This window comes from Paracoccus limosus, from assembly GCF_009711185.1.
Classification (GTDB): domain Bacteria; phylum Pseudomonadota; class Alphaproteobacteria; order Rhodobacterales; family Rhodobacteraceae; genus Paracoccus; species Paracoccus limosus.
This window is the reverse complement of record NZ_WMIF01000038.1, coordinates 1-21,194: the sequence shown is the minus strand read 5'-3', so window position 1 is coordinate 21,194 and position 21,194 is coordinate 1. Positions and strand designations below refer to the sequence as shown.

The 21,194-nt window shown below is 67.9% G+C and carries 17 protein-coding genes and 3 tRNA genes; 5 read left to right on the top strand and 15 right to left on the bottom strand.

Annotated features, from left to right (window positions below; translation table 11 throughout):
- Window positions 1–118 precede the first annotated feature (118 nt).
- Window positions 119–934, top strand: coding sequence for a tyrosine-type recombinase/integrase (locus GL279_RS17655; RefSeq protein WP_246175379.1), 816 nt, complete (start codon window positions 119–121; stop codon window positions 932–934).
- An 80-nt stretch (window positions 935–1,014) separates the two neighbouring features.
- Here the strand turns inward: GL279_RS17655 and GL279_RS17650 are convergent.
- The 13 genes from GL279_RS17650 to GL279_RS17590 all read right to left on the bottom strand — a co-directional run bounded on the left by GL279_RS17650 (window position 1,015) and on the right by GL279_RS17590 (window position 15,547).
- Window positions 1,015–1,090: transfer RNA gene (locus GL279_RS17650), tRNA-Phe, on the bottom strand.
- 76 nt (window positions 1,091–1,166) lie between these two features.
- Complete coding sequence (yacG, locus tag GL279_RS17645) at window positions 1,167–1,286, bottom strand: DNA gyrase inhibitor YacG (RefSeq protein ID WP_343039850.1); 120 nt, start codon at window positions 1,284–1,286, stop codon at window positions 1,167–1,169.
- A 26-nt stretch (window positions 1,287–1,312) separates the two neighbouring features.
- Window positions 1,313–2,368: a ribonuclease E/G gene (locus GL279_RS17640; RefSeq protein WP_155065939.1), complete on the bottom strand. Its 1,056-nt coding sequence runs from the start codon at window positions 2,366–2,368 to the stop codon at window positions 1,313–1,315.
- A complete protein-coding gene (locus GL279_RS17635) occupies window positions 2,365–3,000 on the bottom strand; it encodes a Maf family protein (RefSeq protein WP_155065938.1) in 636 nt (211 codons plus the stop codon). The genes GL279_RS17640 and GL279_RS17635 overlap by 4 nt, the downstream gene beginning before the upstream one ends.
- A 49-nt stretch (window positions 3,001–3,049) precedes the next feature.
- Complete coding sequence (gene infA, locus GL279_RS17630) at window positions 3,050–3,268, bottom strand: translation initiation factor IF-1 (RefSeq protein WP_010397442.1); 219 nt, start codon at window positions 3,266–3,268, stop codon at window positions 3,050–3,052.
- A 194-nt stretch (window positions 3,269–3,462) separates the two neighbouring features.
- Window positions 3,463–4,542 (bottom strand): FliM/FliN family flagellar motor C-terminal domain-containing protein, encoded by a 1,080-nt coding sequence (locus GL279_RS17625; protein ID WP_155065937.1) that lies wholly within the window; start codon window positions 4,540–4,542, stop codon window positions 3,463–3,465.
- Between the two features lie 61 nt (window positions 4,543–4,603).
- On the bottom strand, window positions 4,604–7,288 hold the full coding sequence (locus GL279_RS17620; protein ID WP_155065936.1) for an ATP-binding protein: 2,685 nt from the start codon (window positions 7,286–7,288) through the stop codon (window positions 4,604–4,606).
- Window positions 7,278–7,544, bottom strand: a complete 267-nt coding sequence (locus GL279_RS17615) for a hypothetical protein (RefSeq protein ID WP_155065935.1) — start codon at window positions 7,542–7,544, stop codon at window positions 7,278–7,280. The genes GL279_RS17620 and GL279_RS17615 overlap by 11 nt, the downstream gene beginning before the upstream one ends.
- Window positions 7,544–8,863, bottom strand: a complete 1,320-nt coding sequence (locus GL279_RS17610; RefSeq protein ID WP_155065934.1) for a helix-turn-helix transcriptional regulator — start codon at window positions 8,861–8,863, stop codon at window positions 7,544–7,546. The genes GL279_RS17615 and GL279_RS17610 overlap by 1 nt, the downstream gene beginning before the upstream one ends.
- 3 nt (window positions 8,864–8,866) lie before the next feature.
- Window positions 8,867–9,571 (bottom strand): response regulator transcription factor, encoded by a 705-nt coding sequence (locus GL279_RS17605; RefSeq protein ID WP_155065933.1) that lies wholly within the window; start codon window positions 9,569–9,571, stop codon window positions 8,867–8,869.
- The gene (locus tag GL279_RS17600) at window positions 9,568–10,944 is read right to left on the bottom strand and encodes a sensor histidine kinase (protein WP_155065932.1); all 1,377 of its coding nucleotides are present in this window, start codon (window positions 10,942–10,944) and stop codon (window positions 9,568–9,570) included. Before GL279_RS17600 ends, GL279_RS17605 begins: the two co-directional genes overlap by 4 nt.
- Before the next feature lie 126 nt (window positions 10,945–11,070).
- Window positions 11,071–14,202, bottom strand: coding sequence for an efflux RND transporter permease subunit (locus GL279_RS17595; protein WP_155065931.1), 3,132 nt, complete (start codon window positions 14,200–14,202; stop codon window positions 11,071–11,073).
- Between the two features lie 34 nt (window positions 14,203–14,236).
- On the bottom strand, window positions 14,237–15,547 hold the full coding sequence (locus GL279_RS17590) for an efflux RND transporter periplasmic adaptor subunit (RefSeq protein WP_155065930.1): 1,311 nt from the start codon (window positions 15,545–15,547) through the stop codon (window positions 14,237–14,239).
- 193 nt (window positions 15,548–15,740) lie between these two features.
- Between GL279_RS17590 and GL279_RS17585 the strand changes: the two genes are divergently transcribed.
- The 3 genes from GL279_RS17585 (at window position 15,741) to GL279_RS17575 (ending at window position 18,750) form a co-directional block, all read left to right on the top strand.
- Complete coding sequence (locus GL279_RS17585) at window positions 15,741–17,366, top strand: acyl-CoA synthetase (protein ID WP_155065929.1); 1,626 nt, start codon at window positions 15,741–15,743, stop codon at window positions 17,364–17,366.
- Between the two features lie 59 nt (window positions 17,367–17,425).
- A tRNA-Gly gene (locus tag GL279_RS17580) sits at window positions 17,426–17,499 on the top strand.
- 150 nt (window positions 17,500–17,649) lie between these two features.
- Window positions 17,650–18,750 carry an extracellular catalytic domain type 1 short-chain-length polyhydroxyalkanoate depolymerase gene (locus tag GL279_RS17575; RefSeq protein WP_170294016.1) on the top strand — a complete coding sequence of 367 codons (1,101 nt, stop codon included), beginning with the start codon at window positions 17,650–17,652 and terminating at the stop codon, window positions 18,748–18,750.
- A 6-nt stretch (window positions 18,751–18,756) separates the two neighbouring features.
- Here the strand turns inward: GL279_RS17575 and GL279_RS17570 are convergent, their stop codons facing one another.
- Window positions 18,757–19,632 (bottom strand): hypothetical protein, encoded by an 876-nt coding sequence (locus GL279_RS17570; protein ID WP_155065927.1) that lies wholly within the window; start codon window positions 19,630–19,632, stop codon window positions 18,757–18,759.
- 162 nt (window positions 19,633–19,794) lie between these two features.
- Here GL279_RS17570 and GL279_RS17565 point away from each other — a divergent pair.
- A tRNA-Thr gene (locus GL279_RS17565) sits at window positions 19,795–19,870 on the top strand.
- A 68-nt stretch (window positions 19,871–19,938) separates the two neighbouring features.
- Here the strand turns inward: GL279_RS17565 and GL279_RS17560 are convergent.
- Window positions 19,939–20,967 (bottom strand): tyrosine-type recombinase/integrase, encoded by a 1,029-nt coding sequence (locus GL279_RS17560; protein WP_170294015.1) that lies wholly within the window; start codon window positions 20,965–20,967, stop codon window positions 19,939–19,941.
- Window positions 20,968–21,194 lie beyond the last annotated feature (227 nt).

The following is a 21,194-nucleotide window of genomic DNA, read 5'->3' as shown; positions in this document are numbered from 1 at the left end:
GAAACGCAGGCCCGCGTCGGCTGCGCCAGCTGGAAAGCTACGCCGCCACGGGCCTGCTCAACCGCGCGCCAAAGGGGTCACTTTTGGGCGCCGATCGGGGGGGCCGTTTGGATGCCGATTGACATCCGACCGCTGGACTGGCCTCAAGCCGCGCACCCGGCAGGACTATGACAAGGTGATGGATTATCTGCGCGAGAAGATCGGCACCCGCGACGTGAAGGCGCTGACGCGGGCCGATGTGATCGGGGCGCAGAAGGCCAACGCGCACCGCACCCGCTTTGCGAACTACATCCCCCAGATGCTGGTCGTTCTCTGCGAGCACGCCATTGATCTGGGCTGGATCCAGAACAACCCGGCAAAAGGTGTTCGGGCGCTCAAGACCCCTGTCGAGCGGCAGCGCGAGCATCTGCCCTGGCCGGATTGGGCAGTAGAGAAATTCCGGACCGAGGCCAGCGAGCTATGCCGTCTGATCTTTGAGATCGGCGTGGGCAGCGTCCAGCGCCCGAGCGACTGGCTACGCTTCACTTGGGGCGATTATGACGGAGACATGCTGCGACTGCGGCAGGGCAAGACTGACAAACCCCTGATCCTGCCATGCACTTCGGCGCTCAAGGCGGCACTGGAACAGGCGAAGCTGGCCCTGGGCGCGACGCCGATTGCGGCCCGTCCGATTCTGACCCAGCCCAACGGCAACCCGATGACCTATTTTTACATGGCAAAGGTCATGCGGAAAGAGCGCCTGCGCCTCGGGCTGGAAGCCTACGACCTGCACGCCCTGCGCTATCGCAGCATCAAGGAATTGGCATGGGCAGGCTGTGATGACGACGAGATAGCCGCCTATAGCGGCCACGCCACGAAAGCCATGATCGCCAAGTATGCGGGCGAGGCGCGGCAGGAAATGCGAGCGCGACAGGCGCGGGAGAAACGCCAATGAACAGAACAGGACCAGAACGAGAAACTGATACCGTGAGTGATACCCCTAATGGAGCAGTAACAGCTATGTCTTTGAAAAGATGGTGCCCGGAGGCGGATTCGAACCACCGACACGCGGATTTTCAATCCGCTGCTCTACCAACTGAGCTATCCGGGCGCCTGAGCCTTTTTGCTTTCGGCTGGCGCGTAACTAGGCCAGTCGTGGGGCGGTGTCCAGAGCGAAAAACAGAATTTTATCGCTCTTCTTCATTTGGCTCGGCCGGCTCGGCGGGAATGCGGTAAGCACCGCGCAGCCAATGCGCCAGATCCACGTCGGCGCAGCGGCGCGAGCAAAAGGGGCGGTATTCAGGCACCGTCTCCTTGCCGCAGATCGGGCAGCTCACGGCTGCACCTGTGCAAGGCGGCTCAGCGGCAGGCGGTCGCGCTTGCGGCTGATCTCGAACAGACCCATCGCCGTCCAGCCGACCAGCACGGTCTCGGCCGGCTCGGGCTTGAAGGCGGCGCGCAGGGTCTGTTCCAGCGTGCCCCGGTCGCGCTTGGGCATCGGGGCGAAATCGACCACGATCTGGCCACCAAACCCGCGCAGCCGCAGCTGGCGGGGCAGGTCGCGGGCCAGCGCGATATTGGCCTTGAGCCCGGCGGCCGGCGAATGGTCCGAGCCGGTATTCACGTCGACCGCGACCAGCGCACGCAACGATTCGATCTCGGCCCATGCGCCGCCGCCCAGATCGACGCGCGGGCTCAGCAGCGCCTCGACCGCATCGGTGGCGCCCGATTGCACAAAGGCGTCGGGCCCGTCCTCGACGGCATCCGGTGCGGGATCGGCCCAGTCCTGCCACGCGGCTTCGGCGGGCGAGGGCGCGTCCAGCAGCAATTCCACCGGGCCGTCGCCATCAGCGGTGACCGCGCCCGCCAGTTCCAGCAGGCCGGCCAGTTCTTCGGTGATCTCGTCGAATTCGGCATTGGCGGCGCAGCTGCGGAACACCAGTCCCGGCGGCTGCGGCAATTCGGCCAGCGCGGCTTCGCCGGCTGCGGTCAGGGCCTCGCGCAGCTCGTCGTCGCGGATCCGGCGCGAAACATTCACCCCCGGCGCGCCGGGCGTGACGATGACATGGCGGCCGCGAAAGCTGAGCCGCGAACTGACCGGGATCGCCTTGCCCTCTTCGGCGCTACCCGAGACCTGCACCAGCAGGACCTGCCCCTCGCGCAAGCCGCTGCGGTCGCGCAGATAGCCGCGCGCGCCTTCGGGCAGGCGCAGAAAAACGCCGCCCTGACCCTTGACCAGCCGATCCACCTTGGCGCGGCAGATCGCGCCGGGGGCCAAGGGCACGGCCTCGGCCGGGTCGATCAGCAAATCCTCAAGCCGGCCATCGACCATCAGCGCGGCGGCCTCGCGGCCAAAGATCTGCCCCAAAACGACCTGACGACCCTTCATGGTCTGGCTCCTTCGCTGATGCCGGCATGGGCCAGCAGCATGGCCGTTTCGGCCAGCGGCAGGCCAACGACGGCGCTGTAGCTGCCTTGCAGCCAAAGAACGAAACTGCCGGCGCGGCCCTGAATGCCATAGCCGCCGGCCTTGCCCTGCCATTCGCCCGAGGCGACATAGGCCTGGATCTCGGCCGCAGACAGCGGCCGCAGCCGGATCGTGGTCGGGACGAGACGCTCGTGCAGCCTGCCGCCGTGATGCAGGGCCACGGCGGTCAGCACGCGGTGGCGCCGGCCCGAGAGCAGGCGCAGGAACCGCGCCGCCTCATCGGCATCGGCGGGCTTGCCGAGGATCTGACGCCCGGCCACCACCGAGGTATCGGCGCAAAGGATGGTGCCCTGCGCGCGTTCCGCGATCGCCATGGCCTTCTCGCGGGCCATGCGCGCGGTATAGTCGCGCGCATCCTCGCCCCGGCGCGGGGTCTCGTCGATATCGGCGGGCAGGATGGCATCGGGCCGGATGCCGATCTGTGCCAGCAGTTCCAGCCGGCGCGGGCTGGCCGAGCCGAGGATCAGCCGGCCCGGAACGGCAGAAGCCCCGCCGGCGGGATGATCCGGGCGGGGGGCATCGGGATGGGTCATGCAAGCCTGCCTTGGTTCGGGGCCTCGCGTCTGCGATGCCGGCCGAACGTCACTTGAATCGGTAATTGATCCGTCCCTTGGTCAGGTCATAGGTGTTCATTTCCACCTGAACCTTGTCGCCGGCCAGAACACGGATGCGGTTCTTGCGCATCTTTCCTGCCATATGTGCGATGATCTCATGGCCGTTTTCAAGCTCGACCCGGAATGTCGCATTGGGCAGGAGTTCCTTCACGACGCCGGGAAATTCGAGCATTTCTTCCTTGGCCATGTCTTCTCCTGTGGGGGTGGCACGCCCTGTGGCGGGCGAGGGCTACATGCGACCCGCAGCCCGATTTTTCAAGGGGAATCTGACCCGGGCGGCCGATCCGGGGTCCGAACGACCCGGTTTTGCGCCTTTCGGGCCCGCAGCGAACCCGCGCAAACCCCGGATCGGCGCCTGCGAGCATGGCCGATCGCGCACGCTCAGGCGCGCAGCGCGGTCACGCCGGCGCCGGGGCGGAAGGGGTCGTGATGGTCGATGTCGCCGATCAGCCCGTCATCGGCGGTTCCGGGGATCGGGGCATCGGCCTCGCCCGTGGTGCGGCGGGCCAGACGGATGGCGTGATAGCCCTCGGCCTCGCCCAATCGGCCGCGTGCGACCAGTTGGCCGCTGCCGGTTTCCAGCCGCGCCTCGTCCAGCACATTCGGGCCCAGCGGCAGCAGCGCGCCGGCGCCAAGTTCGCGCAGCGCGCCAAGGCTGAAGCTGCGCCGGCAAAGCACGCCAAAGAGCCGGATCGGCGCGTCCTGAACCGCCGCCGTCAGGTCGGGGGGCGCGACCGGTTCGGGCGGCGGGGCCGGGGTCGCCGCGCCGGGGGGCGCAAGGGCATGGGTCGCCGGGGTCGCGCCCGCGCGTTCGGCAGCGGCCAGCACCGGCAAGGCCATGGTCAGATGGCCGTCGCGCTTGCCTGTCGGACCGATGCGAAAGCGCAGGCTGAGCCGCGCCATCGGCGTGTCGTCCAGCACCAGCGCCAGCGGGCGCGGATCGTCCAGATAGGTGGCATAGCGGAAATCGGCGAAGGCCGGGCAGCCGGCGCGCCCGCCCAATTCACGGCCCAGTTCAGCCAGCAGCAGGTTGACGAAATCGGCCGAGATCGTGGCATCGGTGCGGGTCGCGCGGCGCGGCACCGGCTTGCGCGTGGTCAGGCGGCCCAGGGCCTGCATCTCGATCAGCGAGGTCAGCAGGGCCGGGCAGATCGCCATCATGCCTAGCCGGTCGCGCGGCGCCTCGACCACCGCCAGCAAGGCGCGTTCGGGCAGCAGTTCGGGCAGTTCGGACAGGCTGACTGGCGACAGTTCGACCTTTTCGACATAGACCGGCAGCTTGTAGAGCCGTTCCGCCGCGCGCCCCAGCGCCGTGGCCGCCGCCCGCTCCAGACTGACCTCGACCGCCGCAGCGGCGGCGCATTGCTGGGGCGCGTGCTTTCGCTCGCGCTCGGCGATCATGCGGTGCAGCACCAGCCCATTGCCAGCCTGTGTCTGCGGTTTCTGATCTGCGCTGTCCATACCCGGTCCGAATCAACATCCGTCTTTGGGCCAAGATTGCAAACACAGGTTGCGAAATGGTTTATGCCGGCCGCAGCGCGGAGCTTTCCGTGCCTTCCGTGGCCGGTCCGGGGGGCCGGCGCGGCAGGGTGACGCGAAAGGCGGCACCACCCTGACCCGGCAGATAGGCGATGGCGCCGCCCAGAAACTCCATGATCTCGCGGCAAATGGCCAGCCCCAGCCCGGCGCCGCCCGCGCGTCCGCTGTCATCGAGGCGCGAGAATTTCTCGAAGATCAGCGCCTGCTGTGCCGGGGCGATGCCGCCACCATTGTCGATGATGTCGATCTCGGTCATGCCGCTGCGCGACTGGCGCACGGCTATGCGCAACTCGGGCTGTTCGGCGCGGCAATATTTGCGAGCATTGGCGATCAGATTGATCAGCACCTGCAACAACCGGTCAGGATCGGTGATCACCATGACATGTTCCGAGGGCGGATCGCGCAGCAGCACGAAATCGCGCCCCGCCGAGACGGCGCGCGCCGCCACCAGCGCGCGTTCCAGCAGGGTATTGAGGTTGACCACCCCCGGTCGCAGCCGCGCGCGCCCGCTTTCCAGCACCGCCAGATCCAGCAGTTCCTCGATCAGCCGGGTCAGCCGCCCGCTTTCGTCATGGATGATCGAGGCAAAGCGTGCCCGGTCGGCACCGGGCAGGCCGGGCTCCATCAGGATCTCGGAAAAGGCGCGGATCGCGGTCATCGGCGTGCGCAGCTCATGGCTGATCTGGCCCAGAAAGGCGTCCTTCTGGTTCGACAGAACGCGCAATTTCTCGTTGCTTTCCTGAAGCTTGCGGGCGGTGCGGGCCAGCTCGGCGCTGGCGGCGGCCAGACGCTGGTTGTCGGCGCGCGCCTCGCTGACCTCGCCCGCGACCTCCATCAGATCGGCCACGGTCACGCCGCCGCGCCCGGCCACGCGGCCCATCAGCGCGCTGGCGGTGGCCGCGCCGACCGTGCCGGCCATCTCGCGTTCCAGATCGGCCAGAAAGCGCGGCGTCAGGTCCGGCAGATAGCCCGATTTGCCCTGATCGGCCGCCGCGCTGCCAAAGACCTGCAGCGCCTGTTCACTGCCCCAGAGCCGGCCGGCCAGCGTCAGCAGCGCCTCGGCGCCGCTGCCATTGCCGGCTTCGGCGGGCGAGCTGTCGGGGGCGATGGCGTGGACAAAGGACAGCGCCTGTAACCTTTCGACCGGATTGGGGAAATCGACCAGCGAGACCAGCACCAGAAGCCCGGTGTTGACCGCCAGCGCCAGCAGGACGGCACCGGCAAAGGGGTCGATGCCGGCCGGCATCCCCGGCGTGGCCGCCAGCCCCAGCGAGGGCAGATAGACCAGCAGCAGCCAGATCAGCGAGCCCGAGGCGATGCCGGCCATGGCGCCGCGCCGGGTCGCGCCGCGCCAGCACAGCCCCGCGATCAGCGAGGGCAGCACCTGCGCCATGCCGGAAAAGGCCACGATGCCCATGACCGCCAGCGCCGAGGTGCCGCCCGACAGGCGCAGATAGGCCCAGCCGCAGCCGATGGTGGCCAGAATCGCCAGCCGGCGTGCGTTCAGCATCATCCGGCGCAGGTCGTCCTGCGGCAGCTGGCGGCGTTCGGCCTCGGCAGGGGCGGCGGCAGGCTGGCGCAGGCGCAGCCAGCAGGGCACCAGCCAATGGTTGGCCATCATCGTCGACAGCGCGATGGCGCTGACCACCACCATCGACATGGCCGAGGAAAACCCGCCCAGAAACACAAAGGCCGCCAGCGTGTCCTGCCCCTGCGACAGCGGCAGCGCCAGCACATGCAGATCGGGATTCGAGCCTGAGGGCAGCAGGTCGCGTCCGACCACGGCGATCGGCAGCACCAGAAACGACATCAGGCACAGATACAGCGGAAAGGCCCAGCCGGCATGGCGCAGGCGGTCGTCATCGGCGGCCTCGACCACCATGACATGGAACATGCGCGGCAGTGCCAGCACCGCGCCCCCCGACAGTGCGATCAGCACCAGCCAGCGGTCGGGCTTGATCAGCCAGCCCGCGCCCTCGGGGGCGTCGGCCATGCGGTCGATACGCTCCAGCACGTCGGCCGGTCCGTCGGCCAGACCCCACAGCACATAGGCCCCGACGGCGGCAAAGGCCGCGAGCTTGACCACCGCCTCGACCGCGATGGCGATGACGACGCCATGGTGACGCTCATCCGCGGCCAGATGGCGGGTGCCGAACAGGATGGCGAATGCCGCCAGCCCCAGCCCGGTCCACAGCGGCACCGCATCGGGCAGCGGACTGCCCGGCGCGGCGAATGCCGACAGCGCCATGGACACCGATTGCAGCTGCAGCGCGATATAGGGCGTGGCCGCCATCACCGAGATCAGCGTCACCAGCGCCGCCAGCCCCGCCGATTTGCCAAAGCGGCTGGAGATCAGGTCGGCGATCGAGGTGATGCGGTGCATCCGCGCCACCCGGACCAGATGGCGCAGCCCCCACCATGCGCCGGCAAAGACGATGCCCGGTCCAAGGTAGATGGTCAGGAATTCAAGCCCCGAGCGGGTGGCATAGCCGACCGCGCCGTAAAAGGTCCATGCCGAGCAATAGACCGACAGCGACAGCGTATAGACCAGCGGCCGGTTCATCCAGCGCCAGCGCCCTGCCGCCGCCGCGCGGTCGGCGGCATGGGCCAGCAGGAACATCGCGGCGACATAGGCGACGGCGGCGGCGCCCAGCGTCTCAGGCGTCATCCTCGTCCTCCGTCACGGGGATGGCGCCGATGGCCCGGTTCAGGGCTGCCGTCGCGACGATGGCAGTAAGCCAGCCCACCGCCAGCCACAGCGTGCCGCCGGCAAAGCTGAACCGCTGCGGCAGCCACAGGGGTGGCAGCACCACCGCCAAGGCCAGCAGCACCGGCACCAGCCGCGTCGCCTCGATCATCCGGCGTCGGCGATAGGCGCGGCGGTCCAGAAACAGCCGGCGGGTGCGCAGCCGCAACCCCGCCATCACAGCGGCCCCAGAATCGAGGGCTCGTGCCGGGCCGGGCAGGCGGGGCGCGGGCAGATCCGGCAGGCCGGGCCGACGGCCAGCGCCTCGCGCCTGTCGTCCTGCGCCTCGGCGGGCACCAAGAGCATCTGCGCGCGGCTCAGTGCCGGGCCGCCGAACCCCATGGGCAGCAGCCGCTCGGCCACCGCCCATGCCAGATAGCGCGCGCCGCCCGGGGTCTCGACCAGACGCTGCACCGGGAGTTGCGGCTGGGCCAGCGCCTCGAACAGCGGCCAAAGCGCGCAGCCCTCGCCGGGGCGCGGCAGCTCGAACCCCGGGGGCGCGCGGCGAAACAGCGGCGCGCCCGAGCCGTCGCAGATCACCAGCCCCGATTGCGCCCAAAGCCCGGGCCGCAGCACGCCCAGCCGGCGCAGCACCAGATCCAGCGGCCGGCCCAGCCGCGCCGCCAGCGCCGCCGGATCCAGCAGTTTCAGGGCATCGGCGGTCGAGGCCAGCTCGGCATCGGGCAGCAGCCGCCGGTCGCGGTCCTGTGCCAGCTGCAATTCGCCCGCCATTGCCCGCGCCGCATCCGAGGCCAGTGTCGGCGCATCGGCGGGGTCGGGCTGGCCGGCGGCGATCCATGCCTCGACCTCTTCTTGCGGTGACATCGGCACGGCATCGTCCTCGAACGTGTCGAGATAGGCGACCAGCGATTGCGCGGTGCGCGACAGGCGCTGGCTGTCACCGTCCAGATTGGCGTGGAACCGCGCCCGCCAGCTTTCGTCGATATCGGGCGTCTCGGCCAGGATCGAGGCGGTCGAGCGCACCGCCGTCACCGCCGATTGCACCTCGTGCAGCGTGGTCAGCAGATAGGGGTCGCGCGTCATGCGGTCCGACAGCGCCACCAGCCGCCGCTCCAGCGTGTCGGCGCGCCGGCTGGCCAAGGCCAGCGCATTGGCCCAGCCGGGAAAGCGCGCGGCGAATTCGCCGATCTGCTCCAGCTCGACGGGGATCGATTGGTCATCGGCCAGCGCCGCCGCCTCGCGCAGGCCCGAGATCAGCACCTCCTCGCGGTCCGAGGTCAGCTCGGCCGCGTCAATCTGCAATGCCTCGGCCAGCCGGTTCAACAGCTCGGTGCCGACGGGGCGACGGTTGTGTTCTATCAGGTTCAGATAGGCGGCCGAAATCTCGGCCCGCCGCGCCACCTCGGTCTGGCGCCAGCCCAGCGAAAGCCGCCTTTCGCGGATGCGCGTGCCGATCAGCGGCCGCTTGGCCGGAAAGCGGGGCGCGGCGGCCGGCTCGGGGCGCAAAGGCGGCTGGCTGCCCGAAGCGCGCACCATGGCCTAGAACCCGTCCGCCGTTTCATCCAGATGGCGGATCGCCTTGACCACCAGATCGGCAAAACTGCCTGCGCCCAGCTTGTCCTTGAGCGTCTGGCTGACATTCGCGACGGTCTTGTAGCTGATCTGGGCGCGTTCGGCGATCTCGCGATAGGACAGGCCCTCAGCGATGGAACTGAGGATGTTCAGCTCGCGCGGGGTCAGGCGCGGCCGGGCCAGGGCCGAGCCGGGCCGCTCCATCAGCGCGATCTTGCGTGCGATGTCGGCGGGGACGTAATCGCCGCCGGCCGCCACCTGCATCAGCGCTGCGCAGATCTCGTCCGAGGGCGAGTCCTTCATGATGATGCCATTGCAGCCGGCTTGCAGTGCGCGGCGCGCGGTGACGGGGCTGCGGTGCATGGTAAAGACCAGCACCGGCAGATCGGCACCTGCGGCGCGCATGCGTTCGATCAGCCGCACTCCGGCGAGCTTTGCTTCGCCCATGGTCAGATCGACCACCATCACATCGGGGCGCTGCCGCCGCCACGCGCGGAACCCGGCCCGAGGCGAGGCGGCGGGGATCACCTCGCAATCCAGCCGCCCCTGGGTGATGCGCCCCCAGCCTTCGGCCACCACGGGATGATCGTCCACGATCAGCACGCGCAACCGCCCTTGGCCCAAATCCTCGGGGGCGGCGGTCTGCGGATCTGACAGGGCCGGGTGGGTCATGCTTGCGGTATCCTGAATTCGGTGATGGTCCAGCCGGCCTGCCGGCGCGGGGGCTGATAGCTTGCGCCAAGCGCTGTGGCGCGGTCGCGCATTCCGGTCTGGCCAAGGCCGCGCTTGCCCGACAGCGCCGCAGGCCCGGTGCCGTCGTCGCACACCCGCGCGGTCAGCGCGCCGTCATCGCCTTGCAACTCGACCCGCACGCGACGCGGCGCGGCATGGCGCAGCGCATTCAGCACACTTTCGCGCAGGAAACGGTAAAGCGCGATCTGCCCGGCCTCGTCGGGTTCGGGCAGTTCCGGCGGGGCGTCCAGAGCCAGCTCGACCTCTGGCGCCATGTCCTGAAATTCCAGCAGCAGCTCTTGCACGGTGTCCACCAGGCTGATGCCTTCGGTCGGCGACAGGCGCAGGTCGTCGATGGCGGCGCGGGCGCTTTTACGGATGGCGGCGGCGTGGCGGTCGATGGCTGAAAGCGTCTCGGCCAGTTCGGGCTCGGGGCGGTGGCGCGCAGCCTGACCCAAGGCGGCCTGCAGCGCGAAAAGCTGAGGCCCGATCTCGTCATGCAGATCGCTTGCGATGCGGGCGCGCTCGGCCTCGGCCAGCGTCATCATCCGGGCCTGCAGGCGGCGGTTCTCGGCGCGCTCGCGGGCCAGATGTGCGGCCAGTGCGTTCACATCCTCGGTCAGCCGGTCCAGCTCGGCCAGCCCGGCGCGGGGCGCGCGTTCGTCCAGCCGACCCTGCCGCATCTGCTCGAGCGCCGCGCCCAGCAGGCCCAGCCGGCGCAGCACCAGCCCGGTCACCGCCATGGTGACGCCGATTGCGACCAGCGCCATCACAGCCAGCATCGGCAGCAAAACACGCAGATCCTGCCAGGCCTCGGCGATCTCGTCCGAGGGTTCGGTGCGGATCTCCAGCACGCCCAGCACATTGGGATATTGCGTGACCGGGATCAGGTCCGAGCGCGGCTCGGGGCGCAGCAGATCGGCGATCCAGCGCGGCGCGGGATGTTCGGGACCGGGGGCGGGGGGCAATTCGACCGCGCGGCCGCTGCGGTCGCGCAGCTCGGCGGTGACATGGCGCTGGCCGCGGATGTCCACGGCGATGCGCGCCGCCTCGGCCATCACGTCCCTGCGCTCGAACGCGGTCGGCAGCCGCATGGTCGCAACCGCGCTGGCCATGCGAAAGGCCGAGTCGGTTTCCTCGCGCACCGAGTCGCGGGCATTGCCCAGAACCACTACCAGCGTGATGGCAAAGGTCGCCAGCCAGGCCGTCGCCGATCCGGTCAGCGCGATGGCCCGCAGCCGCATGGCGGGCCGCTGCGGCCTGTCCTTTGCAGACGGGTCGCCAAAGGCACCGATCTGGCCGGTCGCGTCCATCCTCCTCCTCCGCCGCGAAACGGCGGCTCTCCCTGTGTCAGATTAGGCCCGCCCCGATCTTGGGGCAAGCAATTCGGCCCCGATCCTGGGGCAAGCGCTTCGGGCCCCGGTCGCGGGGCAGGCGGTTCAGCCCTGCGCGGGCTGGGCAGGGGCAGCGACGGCGCTATTGCCGCCCATCAGCCGGCGCACGATCACGAAGAACAGCGGCACGAAAAGCACGCCCAGAACGGTGGCCGCCACGGTGCCGCCCAGCACGGTGGCGCCGATGGTGTTGCGGCCATTGGCGCCGGCCCCGGTCGACAGCACCAGCGGCAGCACGCCCAGCGAGAAGGCGACCGAGGTCATCATGATCGGGCGGAAACGCTGGCGCGCGGCCTCGATCACCGCCTCGTAAAGCGGCTTGCCATGCTGCTCGACCTGCTCGCGGGCGAATTCCACGATCAGGATGGCGTTCTTGCCGGTCAGGCCGATCACGGTCAGCAGGCCGACCTGAAAGAACACGCCATTGTCGAACTTGCCCAGCCACGCCCCGACCAGCGCGCCCAGCACCCCGATCGGCATGGCCAGCATGACCGCAAAGGGGATCGACCAGCTTTCGTAAAGCGCCGCAAGGCACAGGAACACCACCGCCAGCGACAGCGAATACAGCAGTGTCGTCTGGCTGCCGGCCTGCTGTTCCTCCAGCGAAAGGCCGGTCCAGGCGATGTCGAACCCGTCGGGCAGCTTGCCGGCCAGTTCGCTGATCGCGGTCATCCCCTCGCCCGAGGACACGCCCGGCGCCGGGCTGCCCTGAATCTGCATCGCGGGCACGCCGTTGTAGCGGTAAAGACCCTGCGGCCCGTAGCTCCAGCGGCCATCGGCAAAGTTGGAGAACGGCACCAGCCCGCCCGAGCTGTTGCGCACGCGCCATTTCTCGATGTCGGTGGGCAGGGCGCGGCTGTCGGATTCGCCCTGCACATAGACGCGCTTGATGCGGCCGCGGTCGATGAAGTCGTTGACATAGCGCCCGGCCCAGGCGACCGACAGCAGGCTGCCGACATCATTGGCCGAAACCCCCATCGCGCCCGCCTTGCGCCAGTCGATATCAAGATTGTATTGCGCCGCGTCCTCCAGCCCGTTGGGACGGGCCGAGGCGATGCGGCCGTCCTGCCCGGCCATGCCCAGAAGCTGGTTGCGCGCATCAAGCAATTGCTCATGCGTCTGCCCGCCACGCGCCTGCAGGTAGAAGTCAAAGCCCGAGACGTTGCCGAGTTCGATCACCGAGGGCGGCACGATCGGGAACACCATGGCGTCGCGGATGGCCATCATCGCCGGAAAGGCGCGGCCGGCGATGGCCTGCACCGATTGGTCGGGGCGGGGCCGGTCCTTCCAGTCCTTCAGCCGGACAAAGGCGATGCCCATGTTCTGGCCGGCGCCGGCAAAGCTGAAGCCGGCAACGCCGAACATGGAATCGACATTCTCGGATTCGTTCTTCACGAAATAGTCGCGGACCTGATCGACGACGGCATTGGTGCGTTCGGTCGTGGCGCCGGTCGGGCCCTGGATCAGCACGAACATGATGCCCTGATCCTCGTCGGGCAGAAAGCCGGTGGGCGTGCGCAGGAACAGCATCACCACGGCGGCGCCGATGCCCAGATAGATCAGCATCATGCGCAGCGGCCGGCGGATGATCCACGCCACCCAGCCGCCATAGCCATGCATCACCCGGTCGAAGTTGCGGTTGAAAAGGCCAAAGAAGCCGCGCGTCTTGTGGCCGTGTTCATTGCGCAAAAGCGTGGCGCAAAGCGCCGGCGTCAGCGTCAGCGCGACGACCACCGACAGGCCCATGGCCGAGGCGATGGTGATGGCGAACTGCTTGTAGATCACCCCCGTCGAGCCGCCAAAGAACGCCATCGGCACGAAGACCGCCGACAGGACCAGCGCAATGCCGATCAGCGCGCCGGTGATCTGGCCCATGGATTTGCGCGTGGCCTCGCGCGGCTCCAGATCCTCTTCCTCCATGATGCGCTCGACGTTTTCGACGACGACGATGGCGTCATCGACCAACAGACCGATGGCCAACACCATGGCCAGCATGGTCAGCGTGTTGATGGTGAATCCCAGCGCCGCAAGGATACCGAAGGTGCCCATCAGCACCACTGGCACCGCCAGCGTCGGGATCAGCGTCGCACGCCAGTTCTGCAGGAACAGCAGGATGACGAAGAACACCAGCACGATGGCCTCGGCCAGCGTCTTGACCACCTCCTCGATCGAGATCAGCACGAAGGGCGTGGTGTCATAGGGGATGACATAGCTGACGCCTTCGGGGAAAAAGCGCGAGAATTCGGCCATGCGGTCCTTGACCCGCTGGGCGGTGTCCAGCGCGTTCGCGCCCGAGGCGAGGCTGATCGCGATCCCGGCCGAGGGCTTGCCGTTGTAGCGCGCATCGGTGGTGTAGCTTTCGGCGCCGATCTCGACCCGGGCCACGTCCTTGAGCAGGATCAGACCGCCGTCCGGCTCGGCGCGCAGCACGATCTGCTCGAAATCCTCGGGCGTGGACAGCAGCGATTGCGCGGTCACGGTGGCATTCAGCATCTGGCCCTTGGGCGCGGGCAGGCTGCCGAAACTGCCAGCCGAGATCTGCGCGTTCTCGGCCGAGACCGCGTTGATCACATCGCCCGGCGTCAGCTCATAGGCGGCCAGCTTTGACGGATCCAGCCAGATGCGCATGGAATATTGCGCGCCGAACACCTGCACCGAGCCCACGCCCTCGACCCGGCTGAGGTCGTTGACGAGGTTCGAGATCATGTAGTCCGACAGGTCGACCTGCTCCAGCCGGCCATCGTCCGAGATCAGCGCCACCACCATCAGAAAGCCCGACGAGGATTTCTCGACCGTCACACCCTGACGCTGCACGGCCTCGGGCAAAAGCGCCATGGCCTGGCTCAGCTTGTTCTGGACCTGCACCTGCGCAATGTCGGGATCGGTGCCGGTCTCGAAGGTCAGCTCGGTCGAGGAGGTGCCGGCCGAGCTGGAGCTGGAGTTGAAATAGCGCAGCCCGTCCAGCCCGGTCATCTGCTGTTCGATGATCTGGGTCACGGTATTGGCGACCGTATCGGCCGAGGCGCCGGGATAGGTGGCGCGGATCGACACCGTGGGTGGCGCGATCTGCGGATATTGCGCGACCGGCAGCGACAGCACCGACAAAAGTCCCAGCCCCACGATCAGGATCGAGATCACCCAGGCAAAGACCGGACGGTCGATGAAAAAGCGCGCCATGTCAGGCTCCTGTTCGGGTTGGTTCCGGCCGGCCTCAGCCGTTCGAAGCGTCTTTATCCGGGGATTGGCCGCCGTCCTTGGCCGGTTCGGCTGCGGGCTGGGCGGCAGGATCGGCTGCGGGGGCGGGGGCCGGTGTAGTTTCGGGGGCCGGTGCGGCCTTGTCCCCGGCTCCGGCCGCCGGGGCTGCCCCGGTCCCGGCCGCAGCGCCCGCCGCGGCGCGCTCCTCGGGTTGCACGGTCATGCCGGCGCCGATCTTTTGCAGGCCCTCGACGATCAGCCGGTCACCATCCTGCAACCCGGCGCTGACCACCCAAGCATTGCCCATGTCCTGCAGCACGGTCAGTTCGCGGTTCTCGACCTGATTTTGCGCATTCACGACCAGCGCGATCGGCTGGCCACGGCGGTCGCGGCTGACGCCCTCTTGCGGGGCAAGGACCACGTTGCGCGCCGTGGTCTGTTGCACCACCGCCTGCACATACATGCCCGGCAGCAGGATGCGGTCGGGATTGGCAAAGGACAGCCGCAGCGTCACCACGCCGGTGGTTTCGTTCACATAGGGTTCGGCTGCGGTCAGCGTGCCCGAGATCGGATATTCCGTGCCATCGGCCAGCCGCAGCGTGACCTTCTGGCCCGGCACCTCGTCGCTGTCATGCGCGGCCATCTCGCGGCGCCAGCGGATCACCTCGGCGGCGGATTGCGTCACATCGACATGCACCGGGTCCAGCTTGCGGATCACCGCCAGCGGCGTCGCCTGACTTGCGGTGACCAGCGCGCCCTGACTGGTCTGGGCAAGGCCGATGGCCCCGTCCAGCTCGGCGCGGATGGTGGTGCGGTCCAGTTCGATCTGCGCGGTCTGCAGCTGCGCCTGTGCGGCCTGCAAGGCGGCGTCGGCGGCGTCGCGGGTGGCGATGGCGGTGTCGGTCGAGCTTTCGCTGGCCACGCGGCGGTCGCGCAGCGCGCCGACCCGCTCGGCCTCACGCCCCGCGTTGTCGGCCTGCGCCTTGGCCTGCGCCACGGCGGCTTGGGCCTGCGCCACGGCGGCCTCGTAGGTGGTCTTGTCGATGCGGAACAGCGGGTCGCCCACCTTGACCATACGGCCTTCGTCGAACAGCCGCTCGGTGACGATGCCATTGACCTGCGGGCGCACCTCTGCCTCGGCCGAGGCAGTGACGCGGCCGGGTAGGGTGGTGGTCAGGGGCACGTCCTGGGCATGCAGCGTGACGACGGTGACGGCGGGCGGCGGCGCGCCGGCCCCGCCTTCGGCCTGGGCCAGTGCGATTGCGGGAATCAGGCCTGCCAGGGGCAGGGCAAGGAAAATGGCGATCCGGCGCGTGCGCGCTGACATGTTCGAGCTCCCGGCGTATGCTGACCTTTGCGACACAGCCTGCGGTTTTGTCCCGGACATTCAATCCTGAACTGACCGATGTTGTCATATTTTCCGACGGCAATGACCTGTCGGGCACGGTCAGACCAGGATCTGGTCAGCGCCGCCGCCCTTGGTTAGCCTGCGTTCCGAGGCATAAGGGGAAGAGGACAGCATGACGGGCTATGCCATCTATGAACAGGCGCTGGACGCGGTTCCGGCCAATTACGAGCAGCTTTCGCCGCTGCGCTTTCTGGAACGCAGCGCCGCGACCTATCCCGATTCGATTGCGGTGGTCCATGACGGGCTGCGTCGAACATGGGCGCAGACCTATGCCCGCTGCCGCCGCATCGCCAGCGCGCTGAACGGGCGTGGCATCGGCAAGGGTCAGACCGTCGCCGTGCTGGCCGCCAATATCCCCGAGATGTTCGAGGCCCATTTCGCCGTGCCGATGGCGGGGGCGGTGCTCAATACGATCAACACTCGGCTGGATGCCGAAACGGTGGGCTTCATCCTGACCCATGGCGAGGCGCAGGCGCTGTTCGTCGATCCCGAATTCGCCGAACTGGCCGAGCGCGCGGTGCGCATCTCGGGGCGCGAGATTCTGGTGGTGGACATCCTTGACCCGGCCTTCGGCGCGGCGCGGCGGGTGGGTCATCTGGATTATGACGCATTGCTGGCCGAGGGCGACCCGGATTTCGACTGGCCGATGCCTGCCAACGAATGGGACGCGATCTCGCTGAACTATACCTCGGGGACGACGGGCGATCCCAAGGGCGTGGTCTATCACCATCGCGGCGCGGCGCTGAACGCCATGGCCAATATCATCTCATGGGACATGCCGCGCCATGCGCGCTACCTGTGGACCCTGCCGATGTTTCACTGCAACGGCTGGTGCTTTCCATGGACCATCGCGCTGAATGCCGGGGTCTGCGTCTGTCTGCGCGCAGTGCGGGCCGAGCCGGTGTTCCGGCTGATCCGCGACGAACAGGTGACGCATTTCTGCGGCGCGCCGGTGGTGATGAACATGCTGGCCAATGCCCCCGAGGAGCTGCGGGCGCTGGACCATCCGGTCAAGGCCATGGTCGCGGGCGCGCCGCCGCCGGCCTCGGTCATCGCGGCGGTCGAAGCGATGGGGGTCGAGCTGACCCATGTCTATGGCCTGACCGAGACCTATGGCCCCTCGGTCGTCTGCGCATGGAAGGACGAATGGGACGGGCTGGACCCGACCGGGCGGGCGCGGCTGAAATCGCGGCAGGGTGTGCGCAACCCGGCCTTGGGCGGCCTTATGGTCGCCGATCCCGCCACGCTGGAGCCGGTGCCCGCCGATGGCGAGACCATGGGCGAGGTGTTCATGCGCGGCAACAACGTCATGCGCGGCTATCTCAAGAACCCCTCGGCGACCGAGAAATGCTTTCGCGGCGGCTGGTTCGCCTCGGGCGATCTGGGGGTGATGCATCCCGACGGCTATATCGAGCTCAAGGACCGCTCCAAGGATATCATCATCTCGGGCGGCGAGAATATCTCCTCGATCGAGGTCGAGGATGTGCTCTACAAGCATCCCGCCGTGCTGGAGGCGGCGGTCGTCGCCCGCCCCGATGCGCAATGGGGCGAGACGCCCTGTGCCTTTGTCGCGCTGAAACCCGGCAGCGCGCTGGAGCCCGAGGAGCTGATCGCCTTTTGCCGGGACAATATGGCGCGATTCAAGGTGCCGCGGACGGTGGTCTTTGGCGATTTGCCCAAGACCTCGACCGGCAAGGTGCAGAAATTCCTGCTGCGTGACCGGGCCCGCGCACTCTAGCGGGTCGCGCCAGTTCCCCCTTGCAGGATCGCGCCCGACCCAGTAAGAAATCCGGGCCCGCGGGTGTAGCTCAATGGTAGAGCCGCAGCTTCCCAAGCTGATGACGAGGGTTCGATTCCCTTCACCCGCTCCAATCTTTCCCGGCAAGCTGCCCGGCCCCGTCCGGGGTTGCCCCGATCAGGGGGGCTGCGCTGGCGCGATCCATGCCGTTCCGGTCCTGCGGGTCCGGCACGATTCGGGCCCGGTGGATCGGGCGCGACCAGACCTGAAACGAGGGCGCGACATGAGGATTTTCCGCAAAGGTCCCGCCCGGCGGGGCAAGGCGGCGAAACTGTCGCCGGGGCTGACCGGCATGCGTCTGGCGCTGGACTGGGTGCAAATGGCCACGCAGGGGATCAAGGCCCTGACCAGCCCCGCAAAGCCGGCCAAACCCGCCAAGCCTGCCAAGCCCGGCGTGGTGCCGGCGGGAACTGCGGGGCCGCCGCGCCGGTCTCGGGCCAGCTTTTCCACCGGAACGCATGATTGCGCGCAGGGCAGCCTGCGCTATCGCCTGTTCAAGCCGGGGCGGGTCGCGACGGACAAGCCGATGCCGCTGGTGGTCATGCTGCATGGCTGCGGCCAGACGCCCGAGGATTTCGCCACCGGCACCGGCATGAACCTGCTGGCGCGGGAAAGCGGCGTGATGGTGCTTTACCCCGGCCAATCGCGCGAGGCCCATCCCAACCGCTGCTGGAACTGGTTCGACGCCGGCAATGCCGCGCGCGGCAAGGGGGAGGCTGCGGTCATCGCCAGCCTGACCCGCCGCATCATCGAGACGCATGGCGCCGATCCCGCGCGGGTCTATGTCGCGGGCCTGTCGGCGGGGACCTCGATGGCGCTGGCGCTGGCGCATGGCTATCCCGATCTCTTTGCCGCCGTCGGCGCGCATTCAGGCCTGCCGCTGGGCGCGGCTAGGGATCAGACCTCGGCCGTCATGGCGATGCAGCGCGGCAATCCCGGCGCCCGGCTGGTGCGGGCGATGCCGACGATCGTATTCCATGGCAGCCATGACGCCGTGGTCCATCCGCGCAACGGCCGGCTGATCGCCATCCGCGCGCGCGAACCCTATGCTGGGCTGCGCCAGTCGCAGGCCGCTGGCCACAGTCCGGGCGGGCGCAGCTATGCCAAGACCATCGACCGCGTCGGCGCCGGCCGCGCCCTTGTCGAGCATTGGAGCGTGCGCGGTGCGGGCCATGCGTGGTCGGGCGGCTCGGCCCGGGGCCGCTTTACCGATCCCAAGGGCCCCGATGCCTCGCGCGAGATGTTGCGGTTCTTTCTGCGTCACAGCCTGGCGGCCCGCCGCCGCAAGGCGCTGGCCGCCGAATTGCAGGCCCCGGCGGCTTAGCCCCGATCATGGCGTGATGAATTCGACGCCCGGCAGCGCGGCGATCTGGGCCACGTCCTCGTCGTAAAGATCGCTGATCTGGTCGACCAGATCCTGCGTCCAGCCGGGCAGGGCGATCTCTTGTTCGATCTGGTCGGGCAGGGCGTATTTGGCCAGCGCGGCGGAAAACACCGCCCGGCGGCTGTCCACGGTCAGCCGTTCCTGCCGGGCCAGTTCGTCGCGCACCATCTGCATGCCCTCGGGTTGCAGCAGATCGGCCAGCACCTGCAGCCCGGCCTTCAGCGGCACGTCGCTGGGCATGGTGGCGACGCGGCGCACCACCTCGGGCCAGATCAGCGGCGTATCCTCGTGGCACCACAGCACCAGACGCCGGCCGGGGATCGCGGCCTGAATGGCGCGGATAGCCGGGGCCCAACGCAGCCGCTCGGGCGGCAGGCCGGCCATGACCTGTTCATAGGGGGCGCTGCCCTCTTGCGAAAAGATGAAGGGCAGCAGCGTCGCCGGGTTCTTGAGCGCCAGAAAGAACTCGGGCTCGGCACTGGGAAACAGATTGGCCAGCGCCGCCATCTTGGCGCCGGCGGTGGTATAAAGCCCCTCGGGCGAAATCGCCCGGTCGGCTTTGCCCAGGAATGTCGGGGTCGAGCAGATCACCCGCTTCGGATGGTCCGAATCCAGGATCGCGTCCAGCATGACCTGTTCCATCTCGGCCGTGGCCGCGCCGCCGTTCAGCACGTTCAGTGCATCGCCAAAGACCTCGCGGTGCTTGTTGGGCGTCAGGGGCTCGATGCCATTGGCCAAAAGCCAGTCGCGGTTCTGCATCAGCGTCTTGACCATGCGGTAGAGGTCGGTGCCATGGACTCCGCAATGAAAGACGATCTGCATACGCTGACAACTCCGACTCGCTTCGACAGCGCACAGTAGCGGCCAAAGCCGGGCGGGAAAACACCCCCCGCGCAACCACCGGCAGAAGGCCGCGCCCGGCCGGGCCTTTCCCCGACGCGCCCGCTTGCGCCAGCCCGCACAAGGCGCTATCCGAATCCTTGGGCCGGTTTAGCTCAGCTGGTAGAGCAGCTGATTTGTAATCAGAAGGTCGCGGGTTCGATTCCTGCAACCGGCACCATAAAAACAGTATCTTATCAAGAATTGCACAACATTCTATCGAGAATGTTCCCACATCAGTTCCCACTTTCATGTTCTGCCCCCGTTCCGTTCCATGGCGTTGCGAGACAGCTTTTTGCGGCTTGCGCGCTTGCGATAGTAGGCCACGGTCTGCGCCGACTGGTTCGTGATGGCCTGGATCTCCGCATCTGTGCAGCCCGCCTCGGCGAGCCTGATGATCGCCAGTTTCCTCAGACCGTGCAGGGAGAAGGGCTTTGCTCGGTCCCCCAATCCCTCACGCCATGCTCGGAACGCTTTCTCCACAGCGTCGTAGCGCATCGGCTGCGTCAAGTTCTTGGCGATGACGTGCTGCCCGGTCACTGGTAGGCTGGCAAGGTAGTCTCGCAGCTCCTGCGGGCAGAAGATCTCATAGCTCTCATCGCCCTTTTCGTCCGTGACGGTCATCCACTCGCCCACAAACTGGTCGCGGCGCATGGCTATCGCAGACGATGGTCTCTGTCCGGTGCCAAGGATCAGCTCTGATGCGCTGCGCACGATAACCGGGGCATCCGCCACCTTCTTTACCATCCATTCCGGCCATGGCTCATATTCGCGCTGCTTGCCGTAAAGGGTCAGGCCCTCGGCCGGGTTTTCGATGCTCCATTCCAATTGGCCGCGCGCGAAATTGGTGAGGATGGACACCATCTGCACCAGCATGTCGGCCTTCCTCGGGGTGTCGCCGTATTTGACGTGCAAGGCGCGCAGCTTCTGCTTGGTGAGCGCCACGGCAGCCTTGTCGGCATTGACAGACAAGATCCACTCAATCGTGTCGTTATAGGACTTCTGCGTCCTCGGAGCGAGCTTGCGAAAGGCCGCGCTGCCCCGATATGCCCTTACAAGCTCCCGCCAGGTGTTCTTTTTCGGTGCCTGCGTGGCCTCACTCTTGCCGGATCTGATAGACCAATAGGCCGTGTCGAACTCGGCGCTGTCAGGAAGGCCGGGGAGGGGAATAAACCGCTCCCGGCGCCGCTCGCCCTCGAACCATGTCAGGCGATAATACCAGCGAACTTTCCCGCCAGACGCCTTCCGTGTGACATAGGGCTTACGCTGCTGCCTCAAAGGTCGAATTCCTCGCTCGGCTTGGGCTTGCTGCCCCGCATGATTGCCTGCAGCTCGGCGACATCCCAGCGTCCGTGGCGCACGGCGCACGGGAGAGCCCCGGCTGTCAATCGGCATCCAAACGGCCCCCCCGATCGGCGCCCAAAAGTGACCCCTTTGGCGCGCGGTTGAGCAGGCCCGTGGCGGCGTAGCTTTCCAGCTGGCGCAGCCGACGCGGGCCTGCGTTT

What these genes read in the sequence shown, in the direction of transcription:
- GL279_RS17640 (WP_155065939.1), bottom strand. Translation starts at nt 2,368, where the DNA reads ATGAAGGGTCGTCAGGTCGTTTTGGGGCAGATCTTTGGCCGCGAGGCC.
- GL279_RS17635 (WP_155065938.1), bottom strand. Translation starts at nt 3,000, where the DNA reads ATGACCCATCCCGATGCCCCCCGCCCGGATCATCCCGCCGGCGGGGCT.
- infA (WP_010397442.1), bottom strand. Translation starts at nt 3,268, where the DNA reads ATGGCCAAGGAAGAAATGCTCGAATTTCCCGGCGTCGTGAAGGAACTC.
- GL279_RS17625 (WP_155065937.1), bottom strand. Translation starts at nt 4,542, where the DNA reads ATGGACAGCGCAGATCAGAAACCGCAGACACAGGCTGGCAATGGGCTG.
- GL279_RS17620 (WP_155065936.1), bottom strand. Translation starts at nt 7,288, where the DNA reads ATGACGCCTGAGACGCTGGGCGCCGCCGCCGTCGCCTATGTCGCCGCG.
- GL279_RS17615 (WP_155065935.1), bottom strand. Translation starts at nt 7,544, where the DNA reads ATGGCGGGGTTGCGGCTGCGCACCCGCCGGCTGTTTCTGGACCGCCGC.
- GL279_RS17610 (WP_155065934.1), bottom strand. Translation starts at nt 8,863, where the DNA reads ATGGTGCGCGCTTCGGGCAGCCAGCCGCCTTTGCGCCCCGAGCCGGCC.
- GL279_RS17605 (WP_155065933.1), bottom strand. Translation starts at nt 9,571, where the DNA reads ATGACCCACCCGGCCCTGTCAGATCCGCAGACCGCCGCCCCCGAGGAT.
- GL279_RS17600 (WP_155065932.1), bottom strand. Translation starts at nt 10,944, where the DNA reads ATGGACGCGACCGGCCAGATCGGTGCCTTTGGCGACCCGTCTGCAAAG.
- GL279_RS17595 (WP_155065931.1), bottom strand. Translation starts at nt 14,202, where the DNA reads ATGGCGCGCTTTTTCATCGACCGTCCGGTCTTTGCCTGGGTGATCTCG.
- GL279_RS17590 (WP_155065930.1), bottom strand. Translation starts at nt 15,547, where the DNA reads ATGTCAGCGCGCACGCGCCGGATCGCCATTTTCCTTGCCCTGCCCCTG.
- GL279_RS17585 (WP_155065929.1), top strand. Translation starts at nt 15,741, where the DNA reads ATGACGGGCTATGCCATCTATGAACAGGCGCTGGACGCGGTTCCGGCC.
- GL279_RS17575 (WP_170294016.1), top strand. Translation starts at nt 17,650, where the DNA reads ATGAGGATTTTCCGCAAAGGTCCCGCCCGGCGGGGCAAGGCGGCGAAA.
- GL279_RS17570 (WP_155065927.1), bottom strand. Translation starts at nt 19,632, where the DNA reads ATGCAGATCGTCTTTCATTGCGGAGTCCATGGCACCGACCTCTACCGC.